This window comes from Psychrobacter sp. 1176_08 (assembly GCF_052850615.1).
Map to the genome: position 1 here is coordinate 157,075 of NZ_VXCU01000002.1, position 23,742 is coordinate 180,816.

The following is a 23,742-nucleotide window of genomic DNA, read 5'->3' on the forward strand; positions in this document are numbered from 1 at the left end:
GTATCTGCTGCGTTGGTCAGTATGTTATCACTAGTGCCATTAGTGGATTTGCTCAATGCTGAAGTAGAAGTAGACAGAGTGAGCTCCTTATGTAGAGTATAAATGTCAGGTTTGTGGATAAAATATATTGAATTATCAATGATATTCAGTGTGACAGCAAGTTATTGTTTTTTACATTATATAAATTGATAAAATGTTTATTGATGGTTATATTGGTCTGTATATAGAAAAAGAGTAGGGCAAATAATCTCGATTAAAACCCCATATCATACATAATACGCTCTTAAAAATTAATATATCGTTTAAAAGTAAAGAGGCTGCCATGCAAGTTCATTCTTTCTTACATAGTGACACAGAAACCTACACTCATGTACTCGCGGATACTCAGCAGCAAGTTTGTGCGCTCATCGATCCTGTATTGGATTTCGATGCGAAGTCAGGCCATACCAGCTCTAAGAGTGTGGATGAGGTTATCGATTTTGTGCGTGAACAAGGCTGGGAGCTGCTCTACATCATAGAGACCCATGCCCATGCTGATCATTTATCAGCGGCCATGCATGTCAAAGAGGCGCTCGGTGGGCAACTGGTCATCGGTCAGCATATCACTGAAGTGCAAAAAACATTCAAGAAAATTTTTAATTTTGATACCAGTTTTCGTACCGATGCGAGCCAATTTGATATTTTGACCAATGATGGTGATACATTGAAGGTTGGTGATATCCTTATTACAGTGATGCATGTGCCTGGGCATACACAGGCTGATACTGCTTATATAGCGGCTGATGAAGAAAAAACTGTGGTCTTCGTCGGAGACACTTTATTTGCTCCTGACGTAGGGACGGCTCGTTGTGATTTTCCAGGTGGTGATGCCAAAACCCTTTATCAATCCATCCAAAAGCTATTGGCACTGCCAGACGACACGATAATATATCTGTGTCATGATTATCCAAGTGCAGGTCGTAAGCACTGTCCGACGACCACAGTCGCTGCGCAAAAACTGGGAAATATTCATGTCAAAGACGGTATCAATGAAGCAGAGTTTGTGCAGATGCGTGAGCGTCGCGATGCGACTTTGGAGATGCCTCGCTTAATTATTCCAGCGGTACAAATCAATATTGATGCAGGTCACTTACCAAAGCCAGAAGCCAATGGCGTGCGCTATCTCAAGGTACCACTCAACGCCCTTTGATAGGATGTTTGGAGTCAATAGCCATTATATTTGTAGGAGAAATCCCCAATGAGTGAACAAAATGTACATTTGGTATGCCCACATTGCCAAGCAATCAACCGTGTACCTATGGCAAGACTCAGTGCGACACCAAATTGCGGTAAATGTGGTCAGACCTTACTGACAGGTAATCCTCACGAGTTGAATGCACAAACGGTCAATAAGATTATTCAAAAAAATGAGGTACTGACCATCGTTGATTTTTGGGCAAGCTGGTGTCAACCCTGTCTTATGATGGCGCCGCAGTTCAAAGCCGCTGCCAGTCAATTGCCGCAAGTGGTCTTTGCTAAAATACAAACCGATAAATATGAGCAAGCTGCCGCACCTTATAATATTCGTAGCTTGCCAACCATGGTTGCTTTTAAACATGGTAAAGAAGTCGCGCGACAGTCAGGTGCACTACCTAGTGACCAAATCGTCCAATGGGTACGCAGTCTCAGGGCTTAGCGCTACATTCATCTTTATAAGCCTGAATAATATAAGTACTATAAGCGTATACAATAGCCATTAAAAAAGCCGATACACAATCACTGTATTGGCTTTTTATATATTGGTTCTGCGGTAATAACAGCCAATAGTGCTGGAAACCCTATGGAAGAACGACGCTAGAGGGCTACACGATTATAGCAATTATTCACCATAAATCTTAATGCCATTGGCAAAGCTACAACGTTGAATGCGAGCAGATTGAACGATTGCATCGCGCTCACCATATAGTCTTGATAGTTTGACATCGCGAGCTTTGGTGTCGTTGCTTTTGCCAACGCCAAAGCTGATATTGGGTGAAATACCCCAACGTCCTGCCGATACCCCAACACCGACACCTGACGTCGATAGCGTTGAGCGCTCATTGTTTGCATCCGCTACATAACGATTGACGCGAGTGTATTCTTGGTTCAATGCTTGACAGTCATAATTTTGATACGTACTAGGTGGTACGTATTGAGGCGTGACATTACCTGTGGACGCACAGCCTGAGAGACCGAAAACGCCAGCTATTGCCAGTAATGCCCCTGTAGTAAGAGTTTTCATAGCGCCTCCATTAGGCTTCATATATAGTTGCATTCAGTTAAGACAGCAAAAATGATGTGATTAAGACATTGAGAATATATCGATTACTCAGTGGTTTTCAATTCTATCAGTGTGACGATTTGTGCCGCTTTGTACTATCTCATTTTCAAAATACTGTTTGATTATCAAAATAAGTTTTCAGGCTTGGTAAAAGCCAATATCACGATTCCGATATATGCCACAGCAGCAATGAGAATGCCTGTTTTTCTTTGACCAGAGGTGGCATGAGGATTAAAGGCTTTTACACTAGCGCTAATCGCCGCAATAAGTAAAACGATTTTGGCAAACACCCACTGTATAGGTGCATTGGCACTCATCAGCTGCATGAGCATGATTGCCCCTGAGACAATAACGAGTGCATAGACAATATGATTGGCAATCTTGATTGCTCGCGGCGCTTGTCTGTTGGCACCCAAGACCAAAGAGCTTTGATATAAAAACAACACAATGGCCAGTACTGCCATGAGCATGTGTAAATGTTTCATTGGATAGGACTTCCTCTAAAAATATGGTGTTCAAGCGTGGCTATAATGTCTTAGGACTATGTGATTAAAACACCGTTTTCAAGCTTTTTTTAAACTTTGTTTTGTCCGGCGCATAATGGACTAGTAGGGCTCTGACCTTGCCACTCTGTCGGTGTATAGGCATGGATAGCCAAGGCATGTACATGACCACCTTGTGATGTCAAAAGGGCATTCACTAATTCATATACTAACTGATGGCGGGCAACCAAACGTTTGCCTTCAAAAGCCTCACTAACCACAGTCAGCTTAAAGTGACTCTCTTTACCTTCAAAATAACCAGCATGATTCATAGATTCATTGATCAGCTCTAGATGTTGTGGTTGCAACGCTTGTAGCTCAGCGTCAAGGGCATCGGCAGTTGGAGTGTTACTCATAATGGTCCTTCAATATAGTTTGCTAAATGAGGTTAGACAATCTGTGATTGATATATGTCAGTTATTATAGCAGACGTCATAAGTATTAGGAGTCGTTGTCACCTCCGTCAGATACCTAAGCGTGCACACAAGACATAAAAAAGCAGAGCACCCTCTATAAATGGCGCTCTGCTAGCATTATTTAACAATTTTTAAGGATGTCGATTAACGACGTGTCTTTTGGTATAACGGCATCACTTTAGGCATGAGTGACTGCAAGTTGGCGATACGGTTGCTGCTGGCAGGGTGAGTGCTTAAGAACTCTGGTGGCTCGCCTTGGCTGGCACGCTGCATTTTTTGCCATAAGGTTACAGCCGCTTGTGGGTTGTAGCCTGCACGTGCCATTAGCTCTAGACCGATTTGGTCTGCTTCCGCTTCTTGTGTACGGCTATGAGGACGACTTAACCCTAAGTCACCGGCGACATTGGCCAGATCAGCTTGACCTTGCGACAAACCAAAGATACTGGCTGCGACACCGATACCGGTCTGTGTGGCATATTGACGTGACAGACGCTCGCGTGAGTGCTCACGCAGTGCATGTGACATCTCATGACCCATAATGGCCGCAATCTCATCATCAGTCAGATTCAAGCGATCAATGATGCCTGAATAGAACATGATCTTACCGCCTGGCAATACGAACGCGTTTAGCTCATTGGACTTAATGGTATGTACTTCCCATTGCCATTTTGCAGCATCTGGACGATAGACACCAACTTGACCGACCAAACGATTGGCGATGTTTTTCAAACGATTGAGCTGGGCGGTGTTAGTATCAAGTACACGCTTTGCTCTGGCTTCTTGTATCGTCTTAGCATAGCTTTGTGCTGATAGTTGCAATACTTGCTCACTTGAGACCAAAAGTAGCTGCTGGCGATCAACGCCCACAGCGCCAGTACTGGTTGTGCTTGAACAACCTGTCAATGTCAGTGCCGACAATGAAGCGGCCATCACAGTGGTGGTTAGTAATTTTTTCATGATAAGAATCCTCGCTATAAATAATAAAATAAGTTAGACAAAAGGGCGATACAGGCAGTAGATAAAAAGGCAGTCTTTTATTAATATTTTACTTGCTCTTATCAATCTACCGATACGGTAAAATTTTACCTCAACCGCTATTGCCCATGAGTATAATAATGTTAACAAGCCAAATCCAAGGCAGGAATAGTAACAACGCACCATAGGATTGTAAGTGACGGATAAGAACTTAATCAAAATGCGGTCTTTTTTATGTTTATCGAAAGGATTGATTAGACGGAAGCATCAAGTAATGTCTGAGAAAACCTTTAGGCTTAAATAATGAGATACAATTGAGCGTCAGCTTTGTTATGATGATAAAATAATTGGACGATAATAGGTGTCATTAAATCAATGGGTTATGCTGGATGCTCATATAAAGCGGCAATAAAAGCCAAAATATTTCAAATTAATTTTGAAAAAGGTGTTGACACTCTCAGAATATTTGATAGAATAGCCAGCCTATCGAGACGTAGTAGTTGTTAAAAACACTATGATTTGATACTAAGCGGGAATAGCTCAGTGGTAGAGCATAACCTTGCCAAGGTTGGGGTCGAGAGTTCGAATCTCTTTTCCCGCTCCAAATATGGCTTGAAAAAGCACTAAAATCCTCATTTCTAATATAAGAAATGAGGATTTTTTTTGTGCGTAAAATTTAATTGAGTCTGCTGAATTATTATAAAACTAACGTCACAATATCTTGCTTAACCTCTCTAAGTTATTCTCACATTACCATGTTCATCAGCATTTTTTAAGTTTCGTTCCTCTATTCAGTGATCTTGTTTAATTCTATCTTTTCTCTAAAAACCCAACGTATCAGTTTTAGGTAAATATAAGCTTTATACACCTCATAGAAATAAAGTCGTTTCTGTAGACCGCTATCTTTGTATTTTATCCTCAAAAATTATGAATCACACGACCAATTTGATCATCATTCAAACGGTTAATGAGTGCTTTTTTTACAAGCAGTGAATAATTATTCATAGCCTTTTTTTGTGTTTCAGTACCTCATAATTTCCTATCATTGTTCATACGATATTGTTTGAAAAGCATTCTTTTTTCAACCTCAAAAATTTGCTTTGTATGGGGTAAATCTAAGTCATTACTGAAGATACTCGTAAGTTTCCTACTCAGTGGTTGTTATTTGTTCATGAGTGGTCATGACCCTTCCGCTCTTACGCTATTAAATACAATATAATGACCGCAGCTACAATGAATACGTTTTATTTACGTGTACGATATATTTTTTGTACCAAAAAAAACAATTGAATAAGATTATTTCACTATTATAACTGGCTTACATTTGCAGTAATACTTTTAAGAATATCTAACAAATACTTGCAGGATTTATTTGCTCAGTGCCATGTAAAAATAGTGAAAAATGAGCGTATTCTTACAACAAAAATTTTATTCAAATACAAACCCACTAATAGGAAAGTTATGTCAAATATTAACGAAGCTTTAGAAGAATTGATGACCCTTGATGGCGCGATGGGCGGCTGCATTGTTGACTATATGTCAGGTATGGTATTAGGTATGACTGGCGGCGGTGTTGACTTAGAGTTGGCAGCAGCAGGTAACTCACAAGTGGTAAAAGCAAAAGTAGCTACTATGAAGTCGCTAGATATCAAAGGCGAAATTGAAGACATGTTGATTACACTAGAGTCTCAATTACACATCATTCGCCCAACAGCCAAGCACGAAGATTTGTTCATTTACTTGGTACTTGATAAAGCCAAAGCGAACTTAGCGCTAGCACGTCGTAAAGTACAAGCAGTAGAAAATAAACTAGAAGTATAATCTGCTGGACATTGTTTAAGCTCATGACGAGTCTGTCTAACGAGTACTCCTGATTATTCTCAAATAAAAGCAGCAATAAGGGTCTATTTGTCATGTATCTATCATGCATGACAATGACCTGACTGTGGACAGCTATCGCCGTTTGGTTACGCTTTAAATGTCTTATTAATTGGTGGCAAAATGAAATGTATTGCATATATCAGCAGAACACCTACAAGTGATCGTAGCGTTCGTATGCCTACTGGATTATCAGACATCATCAGCGTCTCTCGCAAGCATAATCCACAATCGCAAATCACTGGTATTATCTCGTATCGAGAAGGGCAGTATCTGCAAATAATTGAAGGGCCTTATGCTGAAGTTGACAAGTTGATGGCCAAAATAGCAGCCGATCCTAGACATGAAGATCTTTGGGTTTTTCTTGATGGACCTGTGGAGAAACGTAGCTTTGACAGCTGGGCGGTTAATGTCTTTGATTTTGTCGATCAAAATGCTTTGCTCAATACTTTCGTTGAAAATCATATGTCGGTCTTGGCAGGTTTTGATGACTATCAAAAAAGTCGTATTCAACCCTTTATCGACATAAAGCAATCTGACGCTGTGCTTGAAAAGCATTATGAAGATAAAGATCTTAGATTGTTGGCCTGGCCTGATTTGAACACAGTCAGCCTCAATTGGTGATGAACCTGTGCATTAAATTGACCAAAAAACCTTATCCATTCAATTCATTGGTTAATAGTGGTGAATTTGGGGCGCCACATGAAGTCACACAAATGATCAGAGCATTTGACCAGTCGGGCTTGTTGAGTATTACTGAATCAGAGCCAGTGAAAGAACAAATCGTTGTTGAAAAAAAGCCTAATAAATTTTATGGTGCCATCAAAAAATTCTTAGGGATGAGGTAAAAAATTGAATTATCAAAAGCTAGCTATCATTGGTGAGGTCGGCGCTGGAAAGACGCAACTGGTCAAGACACTCAGTGAGATCAGTCCTATTGAAACAGAAGCGAAATCCAGTATCGATATTGGTAAAGAGTTCACCACAGTAGGTATTGATTACGGGCGAATCACCCTTTCTGAGGATATGGCTTTGGGTATCTATGGTGTACCAGGTCAAGAGCGGTTTTCTTTTTTGTGGGAGTTTGTCAATCAATCGCTATGGGGATTGCTCATTTTGATCAAGCATGGTGAGACGCCTGACTATGCCAATTTAGACAAGCTACTGCATTTTTTTGCGCCAGAAAAAAACCAAACCACTTGTATTGTAGGTATCACCCATTGTGAAGGTGCGGACAAGCAAAGCGTCATCGCGCTGGGTCAAGAAATTAGAGTGATGCTGATGCAGCATAATGTGGTCGCACCTGTGATCAATACAGATCCTAGAAGCAAAGAGTCCGCTGTGTCTCTTCTGTCTTTATTTAATACTCTTAACAACCAAGATTGATGTTCGATATGACTACACCAAACGAAAAATCACCTGCAAAAATCGCATTGTTACGTCACATGAAAGCGTTATGTGAAGCCAACAGAGAAATCATATTGGCAAGCCTTTGTACGACAGATGGGTTTCCTATCAGCTGCTTTTCTATCAGCGATCTGAGCAATCAGGCCGATAAGTTTGCAGCGATGAGTAGTACGCTGTCTGCTCTCAGTGATTCATCTGCGACGCAAATGAAGCAAGGCAAATGCGACATCACGATCGTTGAAGCGACTTCTGGCAACATTTTATTTGTCAAAACAGACTATATCGGTAAGCCATGTGTATTGACGGTGGTTGCACAAAACAGAATGACCTTGGCAGAAGCCAGATATAAAACCAAAAAACTGATGGGCGAAATCGCTGCTATTAGCGAGTAGCGTCCTCACTGAGGCTAGTGTGACATGCTCAACTGGCGCATCAGAAATCATCCCAGTATGGATTGTCACCGAAACGCTCAGCAATAGAGTCAATCAAATAACGGCAACGCTGCGATAAAAACCGGTTTTTTGGATAAACGGCATAGGCATTGAGTGTCGGCAGCTGGTACTGCTGGAGAATGGGCACCAGCTCGCCACGTGCCAATCTTTGATAAGCGATAAAGGTTGGTATAAACGTAATACCATGACCTTTTACTGCCAAATCGACCAAAAACTCACCATTGGTGGCTTTGATTTTGGCATGAATCGTATGGTTATGCTTTTTCCCTTGTGCATCCGTTAGCTCAAGATTGCTGGTCTTGCCCAGGCCATATTGCAAAAACTCATGATTGTCTAACGCTTCTAGGGTCTCAGGTGTCCCCATTCTTTTTAAATAATCGGGGCTGGCGCAAAGCGCGTAACGAATCAATGCAAGACGTTTAGCTTGATAGCTCGAGTCTTGCAACTTTTTGATACGGATGGCCAATTCATACCCTTCTTCAATCAGGTCAACATGCCGATCCGAAAAATCCAGCTCAAAATCCAGATTGGGATGCTGGCTGGCGTATTCATCAATCACAGCGTTCAGATGCATAAGGCCAAAGGTCAAAGGTGCGGTTATCTTCAGCGTGCCCTCAACACGTGTGGGTGCGCCACTGGTTTGCTCGTTCAGCGCATCAACGGCACTTAAGATATTGTTCACTTTTTGGTAATACTGCTCACCCGCTTGAGTCAGGTGAGATTGCCGCGTGGTTCTGCTAATAAGCTGACTGCCTAAACGCGTTTCTAACTCCTTAAGACGGCGACTGACGGCAGATTTGGCAACATTTAATTGTTCAGCCGCTTTAGTAATACTCCCTGCTTCCACGATGCGCACGAACATCGACATATCTTCTAACTGCCCCATCTTGATCGCCTCATCATTGTTCTAAAATTGAGAACTTATATTTGTAATTATTGCTATTTATCCATTTATAGTCAACGCTTATACTGCCATCATTCTTAACACAATATCTCATCAACACTATTTTTGGAGAATTATAATGGACAAATTACAATCACTGAGTGCCCCCATTGGTCGTCTGCTTTTATCGATGATTTTTATTTTTTCAGGTTTTAATAAGATAACAGGATATGCAGCAACTCAAGGCTATATGGAGTCAATGGGTGTACCAGGTATGCTATTACCATTAGTCATTGCGCTTGAGTTGTTCGGTGGTATTGCGATTTTGCTTGGATTTAAAGCGCGTCTGATTGCGGTGTTGTTTGTTGGATTTAATATTGTCTCAGCGCTTTTGTTTCATCAGTTCTGGATTGATGCCTCACAGATGAATCCGTTTATGAAAAACATTGCCATAGCAGGTGGTTTTCTGATGATTTTTGCTCATGGCCCAGGTGCTTACTCGATAGATAATAGCCATGCTCGCAAAAGCTCAGTATAGTAATCCTAAATAAAAAAGATACGACAATCATAATCTATTGCCAACGATATATTTTCGTAGCCTCTGTCTGCGAAGGCGCAGCAAGCAAGAAAATATGACGCTGGCAGCGCTGTATTTATTTTATAGTGGATTGACTATAGTGATCCTCAAACAATGCAAAAAGCGTTTTATCATCCTATATAAGGAGTCATCATGAGCACACCAATGAAGATTGCCCTAATAATCGGCAGCTTGCGCAAAGCGTCAATCAATCGCAAGTTTGCAGCATATATTGCATCGCAAATGCCAAAGAATGTCATGGTTGAAGAGGTGCATATTGCAGATTTGCCGCTTTATAATCAAGATTATGATGATACAACGATAGACAGCTATGAGCGTGTTCGTCAGCAATTAAAAGCCGCTGATGCGGTATTGATTGTCACACCAGAGCACAATCGTACGATGCCCGCCGCACTCAAGAACGTGATTGATATTGCTTCTCGTCCGTATAAAGACAGTGTTTGGCGCGATAAAAAGGTAGCCGTCATGACAGCGTCGCCAAGCAATTATGGGGGTATCAATAGTGGGCTTGATGTACATAAAAGCATGCAAATGTTATCTGCAAAAATGATGATTCACTCAGAAGTGTATCTGAGCCGCGCGACTGAAAGCTTAAACGACGATGGTAGCGTCACTGAACGAACCCAACAATATCTGCAAAAATTCGTTAATGATTTGGTTGCATTCGTAGGAAGTAATGGTGCCTAACTCAATATCTGACCAAAATAATAATAGTCCATATAGCAAAGGTAACGAGGCGTTGCCACCAAGTTTTTGGCAACGCTACCAAGCGCCTGTGCTATTGACCATCGTTGGCGGTGCGATTGATACCATTGGTTTTATCGCCTTATTTGGATTTTTTACGGCACATGTCACAGGGAACTTGGTGATGGCAGGGAGTGGACTGGTCAAAGGTGAGGATGGCTTATGGATTAAGCTGGCGGCCTTGCCGTTATTTGTATTGACCGTGATGCTGACCAAGACTTTTATTGATAAGAGTAAAAAACGAAAACTGATATTAAGTCATCTGTTTCTTGCCGAAGCCTTTTTTTTGACCGCATTTATGATCGCAGGTTTGTATTATCAACCTTTTGTAGGGGCGGGTAGTCTTACAGTCGCACTCACAGGTGGGTTGGGTCTTATTGCCCTTGCCATACGCAATACGGCAAGTAAGACGCTGATCAAACATATGAGTCCGACGGTGCTAATGACAGGTAATACCACGCAGCTTGGTATCAATTTGACCGATTATGTCAACAATCGCACACCTGAAAATGCCAAAAAACTGGGTCACAGCTCAGCATTGGTATTTAGCTTTTTGATTGGCGCATTGGTCGGCGCACTTTTGTATCTTGAACTGAGCTTTTGGGCAGTGGGATTATTCGTGTTACCCGTATTGTATTTGGCTGTCTTGGCACGTGATGAAGCGTTTTTAAGCCATGTTGGCTAGGGCGTTCCATGATTCAATCAGTTAAAAGACAAAATTAAGGGTTAAATAGCATTCTTTTAATAAAACGCCGTGTCGCAAAGATACGGCGTTTTTTTGTCTCTTAAATAGTTAGGTTAAGGAGCGGCATTATGAAAGACAGAGTTGTCTTGGTATTGTGGATGCTTGTCGATGTAGGCTCTGACATACGGACAAATAGGTTTCACCCTTAAATGTTTAGCTGCTGCTTCGTCTAAGATGGACTTAACCAGATAACCTGCGATGCCTTGCCCGCTAAGCTCCTTTGCAACCTCAGTATGAAGATAGGCAATGCCTTTTTCGCCCTGACTGGTGGTAAAAAAATCATAATCTTCGAAGGCGAGATATCCATCAACGTGGATCTCGAAACGCTTTTGTGCTGTATTGTCTATCAGCTCATGGTTCAATTCATTCGGCATAGTTATATTCCTTTATGTAGATTAGATTAAGTGTATAGATAAGAGCTAGCTAACCCTTTAGCGACCTAATTAGGCGTGGTAACTGCGTATACTGATTGCTCATTATGATTATATGACGTTATGCATAGACACATTGTTCTAAAAATAAGAATAGTTATTTGCATTAATGCTTATTTATCTGCCTGTGCTCAACAATTATAATAGGTTCATTGTTTAGGCAAGGTCATTAATGAATTGTCATATAAGATTAAATTACTGATAAATAAGGATATATCATGAAAAATATCTATCATGCAGCAGATTCTCGTGGCGATGCTAATCATGGCTGGCTTAAAAGCAAGCACACCTTTAGCTTTGCCAATTATCATAATCCTGCACGTATGGGTTTTGGGGTTTTACGTGTCATTAATGATGATTTTGTCATCGGTGGCCAAGGCTTCGGTAAGCATTCACACCGCGACATGGAAATCATCAGTATTCCATTGTCTGGCAAGCTTGGTCATGGTGACAATATCGGCAATGAAGGCATTATTGAGACAGGCGAAATCCAAGTGATGTCAGCAGGTACAGGCATCACTCATAGCGAGATGAATGGCGATGCCAACGAACCTGTGAAGTTTTTACAGATTTGGGTCATCCCTAACAAAATGAACGTCAATCCTCGTTATCAGCAGATCCGTATGGATGACATCATGCAACCAAACGAGTTTAACCAAGTTTTGTCACCGAATGCGGATGATGCTGGTGTGTGGATTCATCAAAACGCTTGGTTCAGCATGGGTAATTTCGATAAAGGCGTGACGCGAACTTATCACATAAAGGATGCAAATAACGGTGCTTATATTTTTGTCATCAGTGGTAAGGTAGTGATCAATGGTCAGACTTTGAACACCCGCGATGGTCTTGGTATTTCAGATACTGTCGACTTCACTATGGAAGTAGAAGAAGATGCCAAGGTCTTGGTCATGGATGTGCCGATGTCGTTTTAGGTTGGTTGTATCAAAACGCTAGCGCCGTCGTTTATTAAAGGTCATTTGAGCACTATTAATTAAGCACTATGACGCAAATACTCATTGCATATTGAGAGGTGAATAATGACAATTAAAACCTTAGAGCCAAGGTTGGCAAGTGTTGGTGGTATCCCTATTGCTCGATTATTACCCAATAAAGGCAATCAACCAATTGGTGCTTGGTGCTTTTTGGATCATGCTGGTCCTGCTGAGTTTGGTGATGATGAGTTAGGTATGCAAGTGGGTCGTCATCCGCATATTAATTTGCAAACCTTTAGTTGGATGCTAAATGGCGAAGTACTGCACAAAGACAGTTTGGGAAATGAGCAAGTCATCACCAAAAACCAAGTCAATGTTATGACCGCAGGTACAGGATTGACGCAAGGCATCAGCCATACCGAGCAAAGCGTCTTTCCAGACACGGGTGGCTCACCAGATGCCGCGCGAGGTCTGAGTATGGTGCAGCTATGGATTGCGCTACCAACCGATCAAAAAATCGAGCGTAGCTTTCATCATTATCCCAAATTGCCTACGTGGCGTGAGGATGGTGCCGAGATGATCCTCACCACAGGCGGTTATGTCAGTGTGACAGGGGCGCATTATCAAGCACCGACCATACAGTACTCAAAAATGATCGGCATTGATGTGAGGTTTTTGGAAGATAGTGACGTCACGCTCAATCTAAAACCCAGCTTTGAGTATGGTATCTTGGTCACAGAAGGACAGATCGAATCTGAAGGCAAAGTATGCGAAAAAGATCAATTGTTTCGCTTTCACGATTCGGATGTGGCTAATAATCGCAGTATCAGACTGTCGGCAAAAAAAGGCACCCGGTTGATGTTTATCGGTGGTGAGCCACTCAACAATAAAGTGCTTCTATGGTGGAACTTTGTAGCCGATAACAAGCAAGAGCTCGAACAGTCTATTATTGACTGGAATAATGGTCATGAGCGGTTCGGAGAGGTTAATTCTATGATGAAGCGCCTACCTTCACCAGAACTGCCTAAAGGCTTCAAAGGGTAGTATCACAAAGTAGTATCGTAAATTGCATTTGTTAATTTAACTTTCTCATATTCCTGTTTAGTTAAGTTTTTTTACAAAAAAGAAATATGGGTTTGGGTCAATTACTCCCATAATGAAGCAAATTACAAATGAAGAAAATCAAAAGTACCGTTTTAAAGTAACGTGTTAGTCTTATTGATTAACCAGATTTATATCAACAATGTGGAGAAGTACTATGTCAGATTTAAAAACATTACAGCAATTGGCTGAAAAACGTCGCTCAATCTATGCGTTAAATGATCAACTACCCGTGTCTAATGAAGAGGTCGTTCAGGTGGTTGAACATGCTATTTTGCACACACCATCATCGTTCAACTCACAATCAACGCGTATCGTTGTTTTGTTTGGCGATGACCATAATAAACTATGGGACATGACAGAAGAGACGTTACGTGTCATCGTTGGTGATGAAGAGGCATTCAAGTCAACCAAAGAAAAAATCGCTGGTTTTAGAAACGGCGCTGGTACGGTCTTGTTTTTTGAAGATCAAGCGGTTGTCAGAGGCATGCAAGAAGCGGCGCCTCTTTATGCAGAAAACTTCCCAATTTGGTCGACGCAAACCAATGCCATGCATCAGTATGTGATCTGGACAGCATTGGCCAGTATCGAAGTCGGCGCGAATTTACAGCATTACAATCCTGTCATCGATGAAAGAGTGGCTAATGCTTGGAACGTTGATGAAAACTGGGAATTGAAAGCACAAATGGTATTTGGCGGTATTGAGCAACCAGCAGGCGACAAATCATTCAAACCTGTTGAAGAACGTCTAAAAGTATTTGGTGCGTAATAAAACAGATTGATATAAAAAAAGTGCCGCTCAATCATTGAGCGGCGCTTTTTTTTATCTAACAACCAATAATAACTACGGTTTGGAGCGCATTAAACTATTGGCGACCCATGCAGGACCAATCAATAAGAACTGTAAATCTTCAAAGAATGAAGGCTTTTTACCTTCAATTTTATGACCAATAAACTGTCCAATCCAAGCCACGATAAAAATACCTGCCCAGACTTTAAATCCCCATGGTAGTAATGCCATCACTGATAGACAAATTAAGATAAACATACCCATCGCTAAAAAAAGCGGCGTGGATAAGCGCATATAAAACAAAAGTACTAAGGCGCTTAGAACTAAGGTGAACCAGACAGAAAGCGACATACCCATACCCAACAAACTGACAAAGATGGTGGGAACACACAGCCAATGGATTTTTTTGTTGACTAAGTTTTGATGACTGACTGCGTACTCACTGAGCCACTGTTCAAGTGTGCGTTTAGACACTCTTTGTTGACGATTGCGAGACATACTAACCTCCTTGTTAGCCATTGATATGATGGACAGATATTGATTACCATGTCGGTAATCAAACAGTCCTTGGTATCAGTTGTAGCATTAATTGAGTATGTCTGCCATTTTATCTAGTAGACGGCACAGTCAAATCTAACCATACTGCTCAACTTGCTACTCAAATCCAAACGCGTTTTTCTCTAAGTAACTCTTTAACCTTGCTCGCTGCGCTGCCATTCATAAAGACCGATGAAGGCGTTGATTTGATAAATCATAGTTTGAATGGCAAAAATATAATTGCCAGACATGAGGTTGACGATAAGCCAAACAAAATTCACGATGATCCATAACCACCAGTTAAACGAGTAGCGCAAAATCATCGCGGCCTGTGCTGTGATTGAAAGCACAAACGCGATCACATTGATCCAAAAAAAAGAAATAAATCCTAGAAATTTACTGTTATCGTCCTCGACCACCGCATAGCCGTAGCTCGCCAATAAGCTATTTACGGTTGGGAAAAGCGCCAGACCAAGAACAATAAACACAGCAGTGATCAACCAAACTGCTTTGTTGGCAGATTTGGGTATCATGTCACCGTCAGGATCGGTGTGTTTTGACCAATAAAAAATCCCATAAACGTGGGTAAAAAAGTTAAACAAAGGGGCGAGCATTAAACCAACTGCGCCTGATGTTGCTTGTACCACCACTTCGCCTGCCGTGGCTGCCATCCCAAGACCATTACCCATGACATTTTTGCGAAACGACAGCGAGACCACGCAGACCAATCCGACAAAAGAGACGCCTAAATAGAACATATCAAGTGTGGTGTGGTCGGTGGTGAGCCAAAATCCTGCGGACAAAGCAATAACACCGCAAATGAACCAAATAACAATCCATTGCATAGCCCATTTGCCGGTGATGTTGTCCAATAACTGAATACGCATAGCGCTTTTTCCCTAAACATGAATGTCGATGATTGCCTAATACTGATGAAATCATATAAAAATGAGAGATATCAGTAGTAAGCAATTATCCATGACCTGTTATATTTTTAATTGATTGTCTGGTCGAATATATTTTATGTTTTTTTACCATAGATATGCTGATCAATAAACAGCAACGCTTGCTGGTAGCGCGCATCATAATCAGGCTGGTCGATCATGTACGGCGCGATATCATGACGCGCAAAGATGTCTACTAAGCGCTGCTCAAAGCGTCCTCGCGCCTCGGGTGTACCCAAAGAGCGCATGCCATCGTCAATCCATGGCGTATTGTTGTCTAGCATAATAGTATGGTCTAAACGGAACTCATCAATACAAGCGGCTACAAACGGATGAGTGCGCCCTTCATACTCCTCACAGAAAGCTTGTGTGGTCACAAAATCCGTGTCAACGATGGTAACAGGTGCCGTCGCACAGGATTTTGCTTCTCTAATGGCTTGGGCATGATTGAGCACAATAGGGGCATAGTCACTGTACTGCAATCCAACCTCACTACCACCCAAATCTGTACCGACATACAGGCGACCCATCTCAAGCGCAAAGCTGGCACCATAATGATTGGCCAGTTTATGTACCAATGTGGTTTTGCCGGAGCTTTCGCCGCCAACGATGGCGATTGTTTTTGTGTAGTCACCGCGTACTTGTGGGTGCAGTGCTGACCAATGTGCAATAGGATTTTGGGCAATAGCGAGAGTGTCAAACTCAGGTTGTGCTGACGTAGCAACAATCTTCATTGTTAGTGGTGCTTGCTGCTGTGTTGGACTATGAACCAATGGATGGTTGTCCGCCAAAAACAATGCGGTCTCGATGGGTAAGGACAATGTGTCGAGTAAGTGTTGCAACTGAGTACTGCTAGTCGCTGTATCAAAGCTACTATTAGCAAAATGCTCATGACAGGGCAGTTCGCTCTCATCTGTAGTGTGAATCTGAATAAATGGCAAATCTGCGCAAGCCATTTGTAGCCAGCGTGCTTTGTCCTGCAAGGTGATGTTAAAATCTGGATGAGGAGAGGGGGTTGTCGTAATGACAATATGCAATATTTTTGCCTGCCCTGATGCCTCTAGTATGCTGCGCATGTGTCCTAAATGCAGTGGCTCAAATTGTCCAATCATCAATCCAGTATCATACATAATTATCCTCACTCTAGGCTTATATAGCCTTATTATTATCGATCTTATTAATAAAGTATTTGGTTTAAGCTGTTTAACAGCATGGTATAAAGGTTCGAGGGGATTTACAGGTAGGTTATTGTAAATATGACCTAAATTTTGTCTTTATCAGAGAAGTTTTTTATAACCAAATAAACAGTTTGTCTATTATATTTTTATGGACTCATAGCGCATTAAAACGAGAGCCATGTGTTGGATTTGGCTTGTGAATAATAGAGAGTAATGTGTAAGATGGTAAGATTTGAGAAACAAACCTTTAGCTGAAACATTTTGAAATAATTATTTAAAATCAGGGGTTTATGAGGCTATATGATAGGTTGAAGCAAGTTTGAGTATCATAAACTCACAAAGGACTTCTATACTATCAACAGATAAATAAAAAATGATTGATATAATTATTCATAAGTTAAGCAGATTAACTATTTTTAAGATTCAACATAAATCCTAAATGGATAAAATTAAAAAAATATAAGTCACAAAATATAATTTATAGAGAGGTATTTGGTTTGGCTAAGTTAGCAAAATTACATCGTTCTCAGAACAATAAGATGATCGCTGGTGTTATGGGCGGTATAGCAGAATATGCAGGCTGGTCACCCACTTGGGTAAGATTGCTGTTTGTGGTTATATCTTCACTAAGTGCTGCAGTACCCGGGATTTTGATCTATATCATATTGTGGATCATTATGCCAAAGGCCAATAGTCAGTCTTACCAATAAGGCAAATTTATTATAAAAATAGATTTGCTATAAGCACCTCAAAACCAGTTAGGTAAGACCGTTTAAATAGTACGACCAATTGATAAGCAAAGTGATACCAAGGTTAGACTCCAAAAAACAAAAAGCCTGACTCATCAGGATACCAGCGATAGACTTTTCCTCCTGCCCAGATGCTCACGCATTTGGGTATTTTTTTGTTTGTGGCTTTTGATGACCTCAACATCAGTTTATTGCGGCAAATCGAGCTCATAAATAAACATTTATAGACACAATGCAAATTTAGTTGACGTAAATATGGATAAAATGGTCAATTTTTAGTAAGGTGAGCAGGCAAATAGAGTCGTTGCCAAATAGGCGATACGAGCGCTATCAACGGTTTATTTACTAATACCCATTCCACAGTGGCTTTACTATGAAAACCCAAACTATGACATCCGAAGCGACAACCCCAATGATACAAGACAAAGACCCTCAACCGATGACCTTTCAAGATTTAATTCTAACGTTACAGAATTTTTGGGCTGATAAAGGCTGTGTGATTTTGCAGCCCTATGACATGGAAGTCGGTGCCGGTACTTTTCATACTGCAACGTTTTTGCGCTCATTAGGTCCTGAGCGCTGGAACGCCGCTTATGTGCAGCCATCACGTCGCCCAACCGATGGTCGCTATGGGGATAACCCAAACCGTCTACAGCATTATTATCAGTTTCAAGTGGTACTCAAGCCCAATCCGCCTAATATTCAAGAGCTGTATTTGGATTCATTGAGAGCCATTGGTATTGATCCATTGGTGCATGATGTTCGTTTCGTTGAAGACAACTGGGAGTCGCCAACGCTTGGTGCGTGGGGTCTTGGTTGGGAGATTTGGCTAAACGGTATGGAAGTGACTCAGTTTACGTATTTCCAGCAAGTCGGCGGCATTGAGTGTTTCCCTGTCACCGGCGAGATTACTTACGGTCTTGAGCGCCTAGCGATGTATGTACAAGGCGTCGATAGCGTTTATGATTTGGTATGGGCAGATGGCGAGTTTGGCCGTGTCACTTATGGCGATGTTTTTCATCAAAACGAAGTGGAGCAGTCGACCTATAACTTTGAGCACGCCGATGTGCCAATGATGGGTGAAATGTTTGACTTTTATGAGCAACAAGCGGATAAGTTGGTCGATGCAGGCTTGCCATTACCTGCTTATGAGATGGTACTAAAAGCGTCACATGCCTTTAACTTACTTGATGCCCGCGGTGCGATTTCAGTCACTGAGCGTCAGCGCTTTATCTTGCGCGTACGTACGCTCGCCCGTAAGGTCGCTTTTGGTTATGTTGAGGCTCGTGCCAAACTGGGCTTCCCATTAGCCGATGAAGCCCATCGTCAAGAGGCCATCGATAAGTATTTGCCAAAAGAAAAGACAGACGCTGCAAACGCCAACAATACTCAAATGATTAACGACAATAAATAGGAGCATCCCATGAGTACTATTCTATTTGAACTGGGGTGTGAAGAGCTACCTCCAAAAAGCTTAAAGCCACTACGTGACGCGCTACAAGCGAGCGTCACTGAGCAATTACGCGAAGCAGAAATCAGCTTTGATAGCATCAAATCATTTGCCGCGCCGCGTCGTTTGGCGATTCAGATTCAAGGCATTAGTGACAAGCAGCCAGATCGCACGGAACAAAAACGCGGCCCTGCTATCAAAGCCGCGTTTGATAGTGATGGCAATCCAACTCGTGCTGCCATGGGTTTTGCTAAAGGCTTAGGCATTGAGGCTAGTGAGCTGATTACTATTAATACCGATAAAGGCGATTATGTGGGCTTTGAGCAAACCATCCATGGTCAAGCCATAACAGAGCTATTGCCTACTATTTTTCAGACGGCGCTTGATAATCTGCCGATTGCAAAACGCATGCGCTCGGGTGCCAGCCGTAATGAGTTCGTTCGTCCCGTCCAGTGGGCGGTGTTGATGCAAGATGATGCAGTTATTCATGCCATTATCCAAGGCCACCAAACAGGTGCGCAAACTCGTGGTCATCGCTTCCATAGCCCTGATTATCATGACATTGCCCACGCCAATGATTATGAATCGTTGCTAGAGGGCTTAAAGGTTGTGTCAGATTTTGATAAGCGCCAAACGCTGATCAAAAACCAAGTCAAAACATTGGCAGATGAGGTTAATTCCGATGCTATCGTCCCGCAAGACTTGTTAAACGAAGTAACGGCCTTGGTTGATTTTCCAATTGCCCTACGAGCAAGCTTTGAGACACGTTTTTTACAAGTGCCCCAAGAAGCGCTGATCTCGACCATGCAAGCGGACCAAAAGTATTTTTGTTTGACCGATAAAGCAGGCAAGTTGCAATCGTACTTTATTTTTATTACCAATATCATGTCTCAAGATCCGAACCAGATCATCGAAGGTAATGAAAAGGTCGTACGTCCGCGTTTGGCTGATGCCGAGTTCTTCTTTTTACAAGATCAAAAGCAGCCACTGTTTGCACTCACAGAAAGCCTAAAAACCCGAGTATTTCAAGATAAGCTCGGTACAATTTGGGACAAGTCTGAGCGTATTGCTAAGTTATCTGCGTTTATTGCCACTTTGCTGCAGCAGCAAGGTCACGACATCAGTGTTGATGAAGCCGTACGTGCTGCTATGTTGTCCAAAGCCGATTTGGCAAGCTCATTGGTAGGCGAATATCCTGAGTTGCAGGGTATCGCTGGTACATACTATGCACGTTTGGATGGTGAGACAGAAGCCGTTGCCGCCAGTTTGGAAGAACAATATTTGCCTAAGTTTAGTGGTGATGTCTTACCGCAAACGCCAATTGGTATTTGTTTAGCATTGGCTGATCGCTTAGATACGCTTGTTGGTATTTTTGCGATTGATCAAGCGCCTACTGGGTCAAAAGATCCGTTTAGCTTACGTCGCTCAGCCATTGGTATTTTGCGTATTTTGATTGAAAAGCAACTACCCATTAATCTGGTGGCATTGGTTGAGCAAGCAATCAAAGGCTATAGTGACACTAACGGAGGCAGTAAAATTGCCAAAATGGGCGACACCTTCACTCAAGTTATGGCATTCTTAAACTCGCGCTATCGTGCGATGTATACGGAACAAGGCGTTAGCGTTGATACTATTCAGGCAGTGCAAGCGATTAATCCGCATATGCCGCTTGATTTTGATCAACGTATTCGTGCGGTTCAAGCATTCAGCACGTTGTCACAAGCATCGATGTTGGCGGACTCTAACAAACGCGTTGCCAATATATTGGCCAAATCAGAAGTAATTGTTTCTGATACGGTTAATGAGACGCTGTTGACCGAGCCTGCCGAACAAAACTTGTATAGAAGCGTACGCCAAGCACAGACAGCAGTTACGCCATTGCTTGAGCAAGCAGACTATACTCAGGTATTGCAAACACTGGCGAGCTTAGATGAGCCACTGACCGAGTTTTTTGACAATGTCATGGTCAATAGCGAAGATGAGGCATTAAAAAACAATCGCTTGGCATTATTGAAGCAGGTTCGTGCGTTATTCTTAACAGTGGCGGATATTAGTGAGTTGCAGTTGTAATCCTTTAAAAACGCTGCGTTAATCATCAAGTGGTACATCAAAAGAACTGGTCCTTTGTGGCCAGTTTTTTGATACAGGCTATGACAATAAATGGCTCGTAAAGGTGATAAATCATTAAACTCTCTACTGGTCTCATCATTATACTGTCATCCTTATTAATGGTTACGTTATACTATTAGGACGTTTTGCAGAAGGGTCAATCAAATGATTTCTGTTACTCATAAACGTTTATTCATCGTCAAAGGAGCACTGCCGTGTTTGCCGTTATTATCATCATTCTCGTTATCTGGGCTTCAATGTGGGCATTCTATAAATTTATGTATCCACGTCCTCCCAAGAGCATGATGCCAAAAGAAGGAGATGTGATCACACCGCGGCAGTGTAACTTCTGTGGCAACAGTTTGGCTGAATATCGCGGTGTCCTAGAAACCAATCCAAGTTTGGCGCCAGAAGATGAAAGCGATAGCAAGGTTGATACTCATAAACCTCTCTTCTTTTGCAATTATGAGCATCAAGCAGATTTTCATGCTGGTAAAGTTTACAATCCCCATGCGTAGATGATGTGTTTGTGTGCCAGATGATTGTATAAGTACAAAAAAAGCGCTTAGCTGTCGTGAGCTAGGCGCTTATCTGTTAGAGACTGACTATTTGCTTATAAACTGACTGTCCGCTTATAAGATGGATTGAGCGTCTTTTAGGATTTTATTAAGTAAAGCGTCAGATCGGCTGCTTTCTTGCAAACGATCTTCATCATCTCTTTGATTGGCGTGAATTTTTTCATACAAGTTTAAGCAGCATAATACCAAGAGGTTTTCTTGACTGAGACTGGGTGCGTCTTTTCTGAGCTCTTGCGCATAGTCATTAATATAAAAAACTGCTGAGCGCAGCTCTTCTTGCTCATGTACAGGACAATAGATAGGGTAAGTAACGCCCGCAATCGAAATATCGACTTTTTTGATTTGAGGCTCAGGGGTATTATTAGTATTGGGTTTAGACTGGGCTGAGACGGTTGTGGAGCCAGCTCCAGTTACCGCGATCTTTTGTGATTTTGGGTCAGTAGAGCGTGTTTGGTTGGCGGCTAGCTTTTGTTCTGAAGATTTGGGGTGGTTATTGGTCATGATAAATCCTACAATGTCTGGTCAGTAAAATGAGTAATATAAGATATTACTAGGATGAATGGACTGGCTAACCTTCTGCTTGGTCAATACGTGTTAAGCGTTTCAAGACAACTTGCGTTCGCTCAGCGGCCAATTGATTTTTCTTTTGTAAGTCACTATTTTGCTGTTTAATATCGTGATACTGCTGTTTCAATTCTTTGTTATGCTGCTGCAGCTCATTGTTTTGTTGTTTTAATTCGCTGATCTGTTTTTGCAGCTTGTCTTGCTCTTCACCAATCATATGATGCGCTTCTGCAAGATTTTGATAGCGCTTGTCGAGATCATTCAATTGTTTCTTGGCACCGTCACGTTCCGTATGGCTCGTATTGAGCTTGTTTTGTAGTGCGGTCAGCTCTTGGGTATTGGTGACCGGATTTTGTTTGAGGCTGCTAAGTTCAGCACTGACAAGCTGATACTGCTTTTTTATGTCGAGTATCGTTTTTTCTAATAGTTTAAGTTGATCATACATAGTCAGTTTTTATCCTTAACAAGTAAGCGTGAATGAATTTTGTTCTCTGCGTTTAATAATGCCATAGGTGACCGCATAATATCTATATCAACAAAGTAATTACACGTATTAGGCTTGGCCTTTTTATATTTATTAGGCGCGCTTTTGTCAGTGACAGGGTACAGCGTCTATTTTCTGTTTTTTAAGCAATAACCACTCATTAGGATATCTATTATGAATGACAATATTTCTGGCTGGAATACTTGGCTGACCGCTTTTGACGACTGGACTGATGTATCTATCAGTGAGGTACATGGCTTGATGACAGGGCTTATGACAGCTTGTAATGCCCCTGATGAAGCAACATGGGCGAAGGTGTTTGAGGAGCTGAGTTTTGCGTCACTACCAGAGGCTGCATTGACCTTGTTGACAGAAGAAGCAGAGGACACTGTATTCCAGCTTAAAGACAAAGATGATGCCTATTCTTATATGCCGCTCATACCGGATGATGAACACGATTTATACGAGCGTGTGATAGCGTTGAAACAGTGGGCGAACGGTTTTATGACTGGTTTTGGTATTACCGATTGTAGCCTTACGAGTGAGGAAAACGAGATGCTATCAGACTTGGCAAAAATTGGTGCCATTCGCCTTGAGGATGACGAAGATTTTGAAGGGGGTGAAGAGTCTTACTTGTACCTCTACGAATTTGCACGTATGGTACCTGTCAGCTTTGCAACTCGTAAGCGCAAACCTGTCAAAGAGATTGCACTTATCTCTGGGCTTGCCATTAATGCCAAAACGACCAAAGAGTTACAAGCAGAAGGCAAATTACCAAAACCAATGCCACCGGTTATTGATATCATGAATCAAAACAATCCATCGTAAATGATGTTATATAGTCAAGCTAAAATAGAAAATAGACGTCAGATAGCTCTTTGCTGAGGCAAAGTTTGCGCGCTTTGAGCGCCAACGTGTTAATAAATGTTGTCTCGGCATCGCTATATGTTTTTTGA

Annotated in this window: 28 protein-coding genes and 1 tRNA gene; 18 read left to right on the forward strand and 11 right to left on the reverse strand. The window is 41.8% G+C overall.

All coding sequences use genetic code 11. The features are described from left to right. Nucleotides 1–322: 322 nt before the first annotated feature. Both FW759_RS03240 and trxC read left to right on the forward strand, forming a co-directional pair. Nucleotides 323–1,189: an MBL fold metallo-hydrolase gene (locus tag FW759_RS03240; protein WP_443529853.1), complete on the forward strand. Its 867-nt coding sequence runs from the start codon at nt 323–325 to the stop codon at nt 1,187–1,189. Nucleotides 1,190–1,237: 48 nt separating this feature from the next. Then, a complete protein-coding gene (trxC, locus tag FW759_RS03245) occupies nt 1,238–1,675 on the forward strand; it encodes a thioredoxin TrxC (RefSeq protein WP_443529852.1) in 438 nt (145 codons plus the stop codon). A 183-nt stretch (nt 1,676–1,858) separates the two neighbouring features. Here the strand turns inward: trxC and FW759_RS03250 are convergent, their stop codons facing one another. The 4 genes from FW759_RS03250 to FW759_RS03265 form a co-directional block, all read right to left on the reverse strand. Continuing rightward, a complete protein-coding gene (locus FW759_RS03250; RefSeq protein ID WP_062845396.1) occupies nt 1,859–2,260 on the reverse strand; it encodes a hypothetical protein in 402 nt (133 codons plus the stop codon). 164 nt (nt 2,261–2,424) lie between these two features. Next, nucleotides 2,425–2,784, reverse strand: coding sequence for a SirB2 family protein (locus FW759_RS03255; RefSeq protein ID WP_446442183.1), 360 nt, complete (start codon nt 2,782–2,784; stop codon nt 2,425–2,427). 89 nt (nt 2,785–2,873) lie between these two features. Continuing rightward, nucleotides 2,874–3,197, reverse strand: coding sequence for a BolA family protein (locus FW759_RS03260; protein WP_446442184.1), 324 nt, complete (start codon nt 3,195–3,197; stop codon nt 2,874–2,876). Between the two features lie 204 nt (nt 3,198–3,401). After that, a complete protein-coding gene (locus FW759_RS03265; RefSeq protein ID WP_446442185.1) occupies nt 3,402–4,214 on the reverse strand; it encodes a M48 family metallopeptidase in 813 nt (270 codons plus the stop codon). Nucleotides 4,215–4,761: 547 nt separating this feature from the next. Here FW759_RS03265 and FW759_RS03270 point away from each other — a divergent pair. The 5 genes from FW759_RS03270 (at nt 4,762) to FW759_RS03290 (ending at nt 7,909) form a co-directional block, all read left to right on the forward strand. Further along, a tRNA-Gly gene (locus FW759_RS03270) sits at nt 4,762–4,836 on the forward strand. 857 nt (nt 4,837–5,693) lie between these two features. Beyond that, a complete protein-coding gene (locus FW759_RS03275; protein WP_062845392.1) occupies nt 5,694–6,053 on the forward strand; it encodes a hypothetical protein in 360 nt (119 codons plus the stop codon). A 180-nt stretch (nt 6,054–6,233) separates the two neighbouring features. Further along, on the forward strand, nt 6,234–6,734 hold the full coding sequence (locus FW759_RS03280; RefSeq protein ID WP_446442186.1) for a BLUF domain-containing protein: 501 nt from the start codon (nt 6,234–6,236) through the stop codon (nt 6,732–6,734). Nucleotides 6,735–6,962: 228 nt separating this feature from the next. Next, nucleotides 6,963–7,496 (forward strand): GTP-binding protein, encoded by a 534-nt coding sequence (locus FW759_RS03285; protein WP_062845390.1) that lies wholly within the window; start codon nt 6,963–6,965, stop codon nt 7,494–7,496. Nucleotides 7,497–7,504: 8 nt separating this feature from the next. Further along, nucleotides 7,505–7,909 carry a roadblock/LC7 domain-containing protein gene (locus FW759_RS03290; RefSeq protein ID WP_131392753.1) on the forward strand — a complete coding sequence of 135 codons (405 nt, stop codon included), beginning with the start codon at nt 7,505–7,507 and terminating at the stop codon, nt 7,907–7,909. Between the two features lie 40 nt (nt 7,910–7,949). Here FW759_RS03290 and FW759_RS03295 read toward each other — a convergent pair whose 3' ends face one another. Next, nucleotides 7,950–8,855 (reverse strand): LysR family transcriptional regulator, encoded by a 906-nt coding sequence (locus FW759_RS03295; protein ID WP_446442187.1) that lies wholly within the window; start codon nt 8,853–8,855, stop codon nt 7,950–7,952. A 136-nt stretch (nt 8,856–8,991) separates the two neighbouring features. Here FW759_RS03295 and FW759_RS03300 point away from each other — a divergent pair, with 136 nt between their 5' ends. The 3 genes from FW759_RS03300 to FW759_RS03310 all read left to right on the forward strand — a co-directional run bounded on the left by FW759_RS03300 (nt 8,992) and on the right by FW759_RS03310 (nt 10,879). Then, the gene (locus tag FW759_RS03300) at nt 8,992–9,390 is read left to right on the forward strand and encodes a DoxX family protein (protein ID WP_062845387.1); all 399 of its coding nucleotides are present in this window, start codon (nt 8,992–8,994) and stop codon (nt 9,388–9,390) included. 192 nt (nt 9,391–9,582) lie between these two features. Continuing rightward, nucleotides 9,583–10,137, forward strand: a complete 555-nt coding sequence (locus FW759_RS03305; RefSeq protein ID WP_446442188.1) for an NADPH-dependent FMN reductase — start codon at nt 9,583–9,585, stop codon at nt 10,135–10,137. Beyond that, complete coding sequence (locus FW759_RS03310) at nt 10,127–10,879, forward strand: YoaK family protein (protein ID WP_446442189.1); 753 nt, start codon at nt 10,127–10,129, stop codon at nt 10,877–10,879. The genes FW759_RS03305 and FW759_RS03310 overlap by 11 nt, the downstream gene beginning before the upstream one ends. A gap of 113 nt (nt 10,880–10,992) precedes the next feature. Here FW759_RS03310 and FW759_RS03315 read toward each other — a convergent pair whose 3' ends face one another. Next, complete coding sequence (locus FW759_RS03315) at nt 10,993–11,313, reverse strand: GNAT family N-acetyltransferase (protein WP_446442190.1); 321 nt, start codon at nt 11,311–11,313, stop codon at nt 10,993–10,995. A gap of 275 nt (nt 11,314–11,588) precedes the next feature. Here FW759_RS03315 and FW759_RS03320 point away from each other — a divergent pair, with 275 nt between their 5' ends. From FW759_RS03320 to FW759_RS03330, 3 genes are all read left to right on the forward strand, one after another. After that, complete coding sequence (locus tag FW759_RS03320; protein ID WP_353670403.1) at nt 11,589–12,302, forward strand: pirin family protein; 714 nt, start codon at nt 11,589–11,591, stop codon at nt 12,300–12,302. Between the two features lie 105 nt (nt 12,303–12,407). Then, nucleotides 12,408–13,346, forward strand: coding sequence for a pirin family protein (locus tag FW759_RS03325; protein ID WP_446442191.1), 939 nt, complete (start codon nt 12,408–12,410; stop codon nt 13,344–13,346). A gap of 214 nt (nt 13,347–13,560) precedes the next feature. Then, on the forward strand, nt 13,561–14,172 hold the full coding sequence (locus FW759_RS03330) for a nitroreductase family protein (RefSeq protein WP_095569842.1): 612 nt from the start codon (nt 13,561–13,563) through the stop codon (nt 14,170–14,172). A gap of 75 nt (nt 14,173–14,247) precedes the next feature. Here the strand turns inward: FW759_RS03330 and FW759_RS03335 are convergent, their stop codons facing one another. The 3 genes from FW759_RS03335 to nadR all read right to left on the reverse strand — a co-directional run bounded on the left by FW759_RS03335 (nt 14,248) and on the right by nadR (nt 16,804). Then, nucleotides 14,248–14,691 (reverse strand): Mpo1 family 2-hydroxy fatty acid dioxygenase, encoded by a 444-nt coding sequence (locus FW759_RS03335; RefSeq protein WP_062845381.1) that lies wholly within the window; start codon nt 14,689–14,691, stop codon nt 14,248–14,250. A 194-nt stretch (nt 14,692–14,885) separates the two neighbouring features. Further along, nucleotides 14,886–15,617, reverse strand: a complete 732-nt coding sequence (pnuC, locus tag FW759_RS03340; RefSeq protein ID WP_446442192.1) for a nicotinamide riboside transporter PnuC — start codon at nt 15,615–15,617, stop codon at nt 14,886–14,888. Nucleotides 15,618–15,751: 134 nt separating this feature from the next. After that, nucleotides 15,752–16,804, reverse strand: coding sequence for a multifunctional transcriptional regulator/nicotinamide-nucleotide adenylyltransferase/ribosylnicotinamide kinase NadR (gene nadR, locus FW759_RS03345; RefSeq protein WP_443566404.1), 1,053 nt, complete (start codon nt 16,802–16,804; stop codon nt 15,752–15,754). Nucleotides 16,805–17,349: 545 nt separating this feature from the next. Here nadR and FW759_RS03350 point away from each other — a divergent pair. From FW759_RS03350 to FW759_RS03365, 4 genes are all read left to right on the forward strand, one after another. Continuing rightward, nucleotides 17,350–17,562: a PspC domain-containing protein gene (locus FW759_RS03350; protein WP_062845378.1), complete on the forward strand. Its 213-nt coding sequence runs from the start codon at nt 17,350–17,352 to the stop codon at nt 17,560–17,562. Nucleotides 17,563–18,040: 478 nt separating this feature from the next. Continuing rightward, entirely contained in the window at nt 18,041–19,015 is a 975-nt protein-coding gene (glyQ, locus tag FW759_RS03355; protein ID WP_446442307.1) for a glycine--tRNA ligase subunit alpha, read from the forward strand. Between the two features lie 9 nt (nt 19,016–19,024). Further along, complete coding sequence (gene glyS / locus FW759_RS03360; protein WP_446442193.1) at nt 19,025–21,121, forward strand: glycine--tRNA ligase subunit beta; 2,097 nt, start codon at nt 19,025–19,027, stop codon at nt 21,119–21,121. A gap of 254 nt (nt 21,122–21,375) precedes the next feature. Continuing rightward, entirely contained in the window at nt 21,376–21,678 is a 303-nt protein-coding gene (locus FW759_RS03365; RefSeq protein WP_257011735.1) for a hypothetical protein, read from the forward strand. A gap of 114 nt (nt 21,679–21,792) precedes the next feature. On the opposite strand, the gene FW759_RS03370 is transcribed toward FW759_RS03365, so the two are convergent. Next, a complete protein-coding gene (locus FW759_RS03370; RefSeq protein WP_446442194.1) occupies nt 21,793–22,239 on the reverse strand; it encodes a cell division protein ZapA in 447 nt (148 codons plus the stop codon). A gap of 67 nt (nt 22,240–22,306) precedes the next feature. Further along, a complete protein-coding gene (locus FW759_RS03375) occupies nt 22,307–22,747 on the reverse strand; it encodes a hypothetical protein (RefSeq protein WP_062845375.1) in 441 nt (146 codons plus the stop codon). Nucleotides 22,748–22,960: 213 nt separating this feature from the next. Between FW759_RS03375 and FW759_RS03380 the strand changes: the two genes are divergently transcribed. Continuing rightward, nucleotides 22,961–23,614, forward strand: a complete 654-nt coding sequence (locus FW759_RS03380) for a UPF0149 family protein (RefSeq protein ID WP_095569848.1) — start codon at nt 22,961–22,963, stop codon at nt 23,612–23,614. The last annotated feature ends 128 nt before the right edge of the window (nt 23,615–23,742 follow it).

Coding starts and splice junctions, on each gene's coding strand:
- FW759_RS03260 (WP_446442184.1), bottom strand. CDS start 3,197: ATGAGTAACACTCCAACTGCCGATGCCCTTGACGCTGAGCTACAAGCG.
- FW759_RS03335 (WP_062845381.1), bottom strand. CDS start 14,691: ATGTCTCGCAATCGTCAACAAAGAGTGTCTAAACGCACACTTGAACAG.
- FW759_RS03280 (WP_446442186.1), top strand. CDS start 6,234: ATGAAATGTATTGCATATATCAGCAGAACACCTACAAGTGATCGTAGC.
- FW759_RS03320 (WP_353670403.1), top strand. CDS start 11,589: ATGAAAAATATCTATCATGCAGCAGATTCTCGTGGCGATGCTAATCAT.
- FW759_RS03370 (WP_446442194.1), bottom strand. CDS start 22,239: ATGACCAATAACCACCCCAAATCTTCAGAACAAAAGCTAGCCGCCAAC.
- FW759_RS03325 (WP_446442191.1), top strand. CDS start 12,408: ATGACAATTAAAACCTTAGAGCCAAGGTTGGCAAGTGTTGGTGGTATC.
- FW759_RS03255 (WP_446442183.1), bottom strand. CDS start 2,784: ATGAAACATTTACACATGCTCATGGCAGTACTGGCCATTGTGTTGTTT.
- FW759_RS03295 (WP_446442187.1), bottom strand. CDS start 8,855: ATGGGGCAGTTAGAAGATATGTCGATGTTCGTGCGCATCGTGGAAGCA.
- FW759_RS03275 (WP_062845392.1), top strand. CDS start 5,694: ATGTCAAATATTAACGAAGCTTTAGAAGAATTGATGACCCTTGATGGC.
- trxC (WP_443529852.1), top strand. CDS start 1,238: ATGAGTGAACAAAATGTACATTTGGTATGCCCACATTGCCAAGCAATC.
- FW759_RS03240 (WP_443529853.1), top strand. CDS start 323: ATGCAAGTTCATTCTTTCTTACATAGTGACACAGAAACCTACACTCAT.
- FW759_RS03290 (WP_131392753.1), top strand. CDS start 7,505: ATGACTACACCAAACGAAAAATCACCTGCAAAAATCGCATTGTTACGT.
- FW759_RS03265 (WP_446442185.1), bottom strand. CDS start 4,214: ATGAAAAAATTACTAACCACCACTGTGATGGCCGCTTCATTGTCGGCA.
- FW759_RS03310 (WP_446442189.1), top strand. CDS start 10,127: ATGGTGCCTAACTCAATATCTGACCAAAATAATAATAGTCCATATAGC.
- glyS (WP_446442193.1), top strand. CDS start 19,025: ATGAGTACTATTCTATTTGAACTGGGGTGTGAAGAGCTACCTCCAAAA.
- glyQ (WP_446442307.1), top strand. CDS start 18,041: ATGACCTTTCAAGATTTAATTCTAACGTTACAGAATTTTTGGGCTGAT.
- FW759_RS03375 (WP_062845375.1), bottom strand. CDS start 22,747: ATGTATGATCAACTTAAACTATTAGAAAAAACGATACTCGACATAAAA.
- FW759_RS03330 (WP_095569842.1), top strand. CDS start 13,561: ATGTCAGATTTAAAAACATTACAGCAATTGGCTGAAAAACGTCGCTCA.
- FW759_RS03315 (WP_446442190.1), bottom strand. CDS start 11,313: ATGCCGAATGAATTGAACCATGAGCTGATAGACAATACAGCACAAAAG.
- pnuC (WP_446442192.1), bottom strand. CDS start 15,617: ATGCGTATTCAGTTATTGGACAACATCACCGGCAAATGGGCTATGCAA.
- nadR (WP_443566404.1), bottom strand. CDS start 16,804: ATGTATGATACTGGATTGATGATTGGACAATTTGAGCCACTGCATTTA.
- FW759_RS03380 (WP_095569848.1), top strand. CDS start 22,961: ATGAATGACAATATTTCTGGCTGGAATACTTGGCTGACCGCTTTTGAC.
- FW759_RS03305 (WP_446442188.1), top strand. CDS start 9,583: ATGAGCACACCAATGAAGATTGCCCTAATAATCGGCAGCTTGCGCAAA.
- FW759_RS03250 (WP_062845396.1), bottom strand. CDS start 2,260: ATGAAAACTCTTACTACAGGGGCATTACTGGCAATAGCTGGCGTTTTC.
- FW759_RS03300 (WP_062845387.1), top strand. CDS start 8,992: ATGGACAAATTACAATCACTGAGTGCCCCCATTGGTCGTCTGCTTTTA.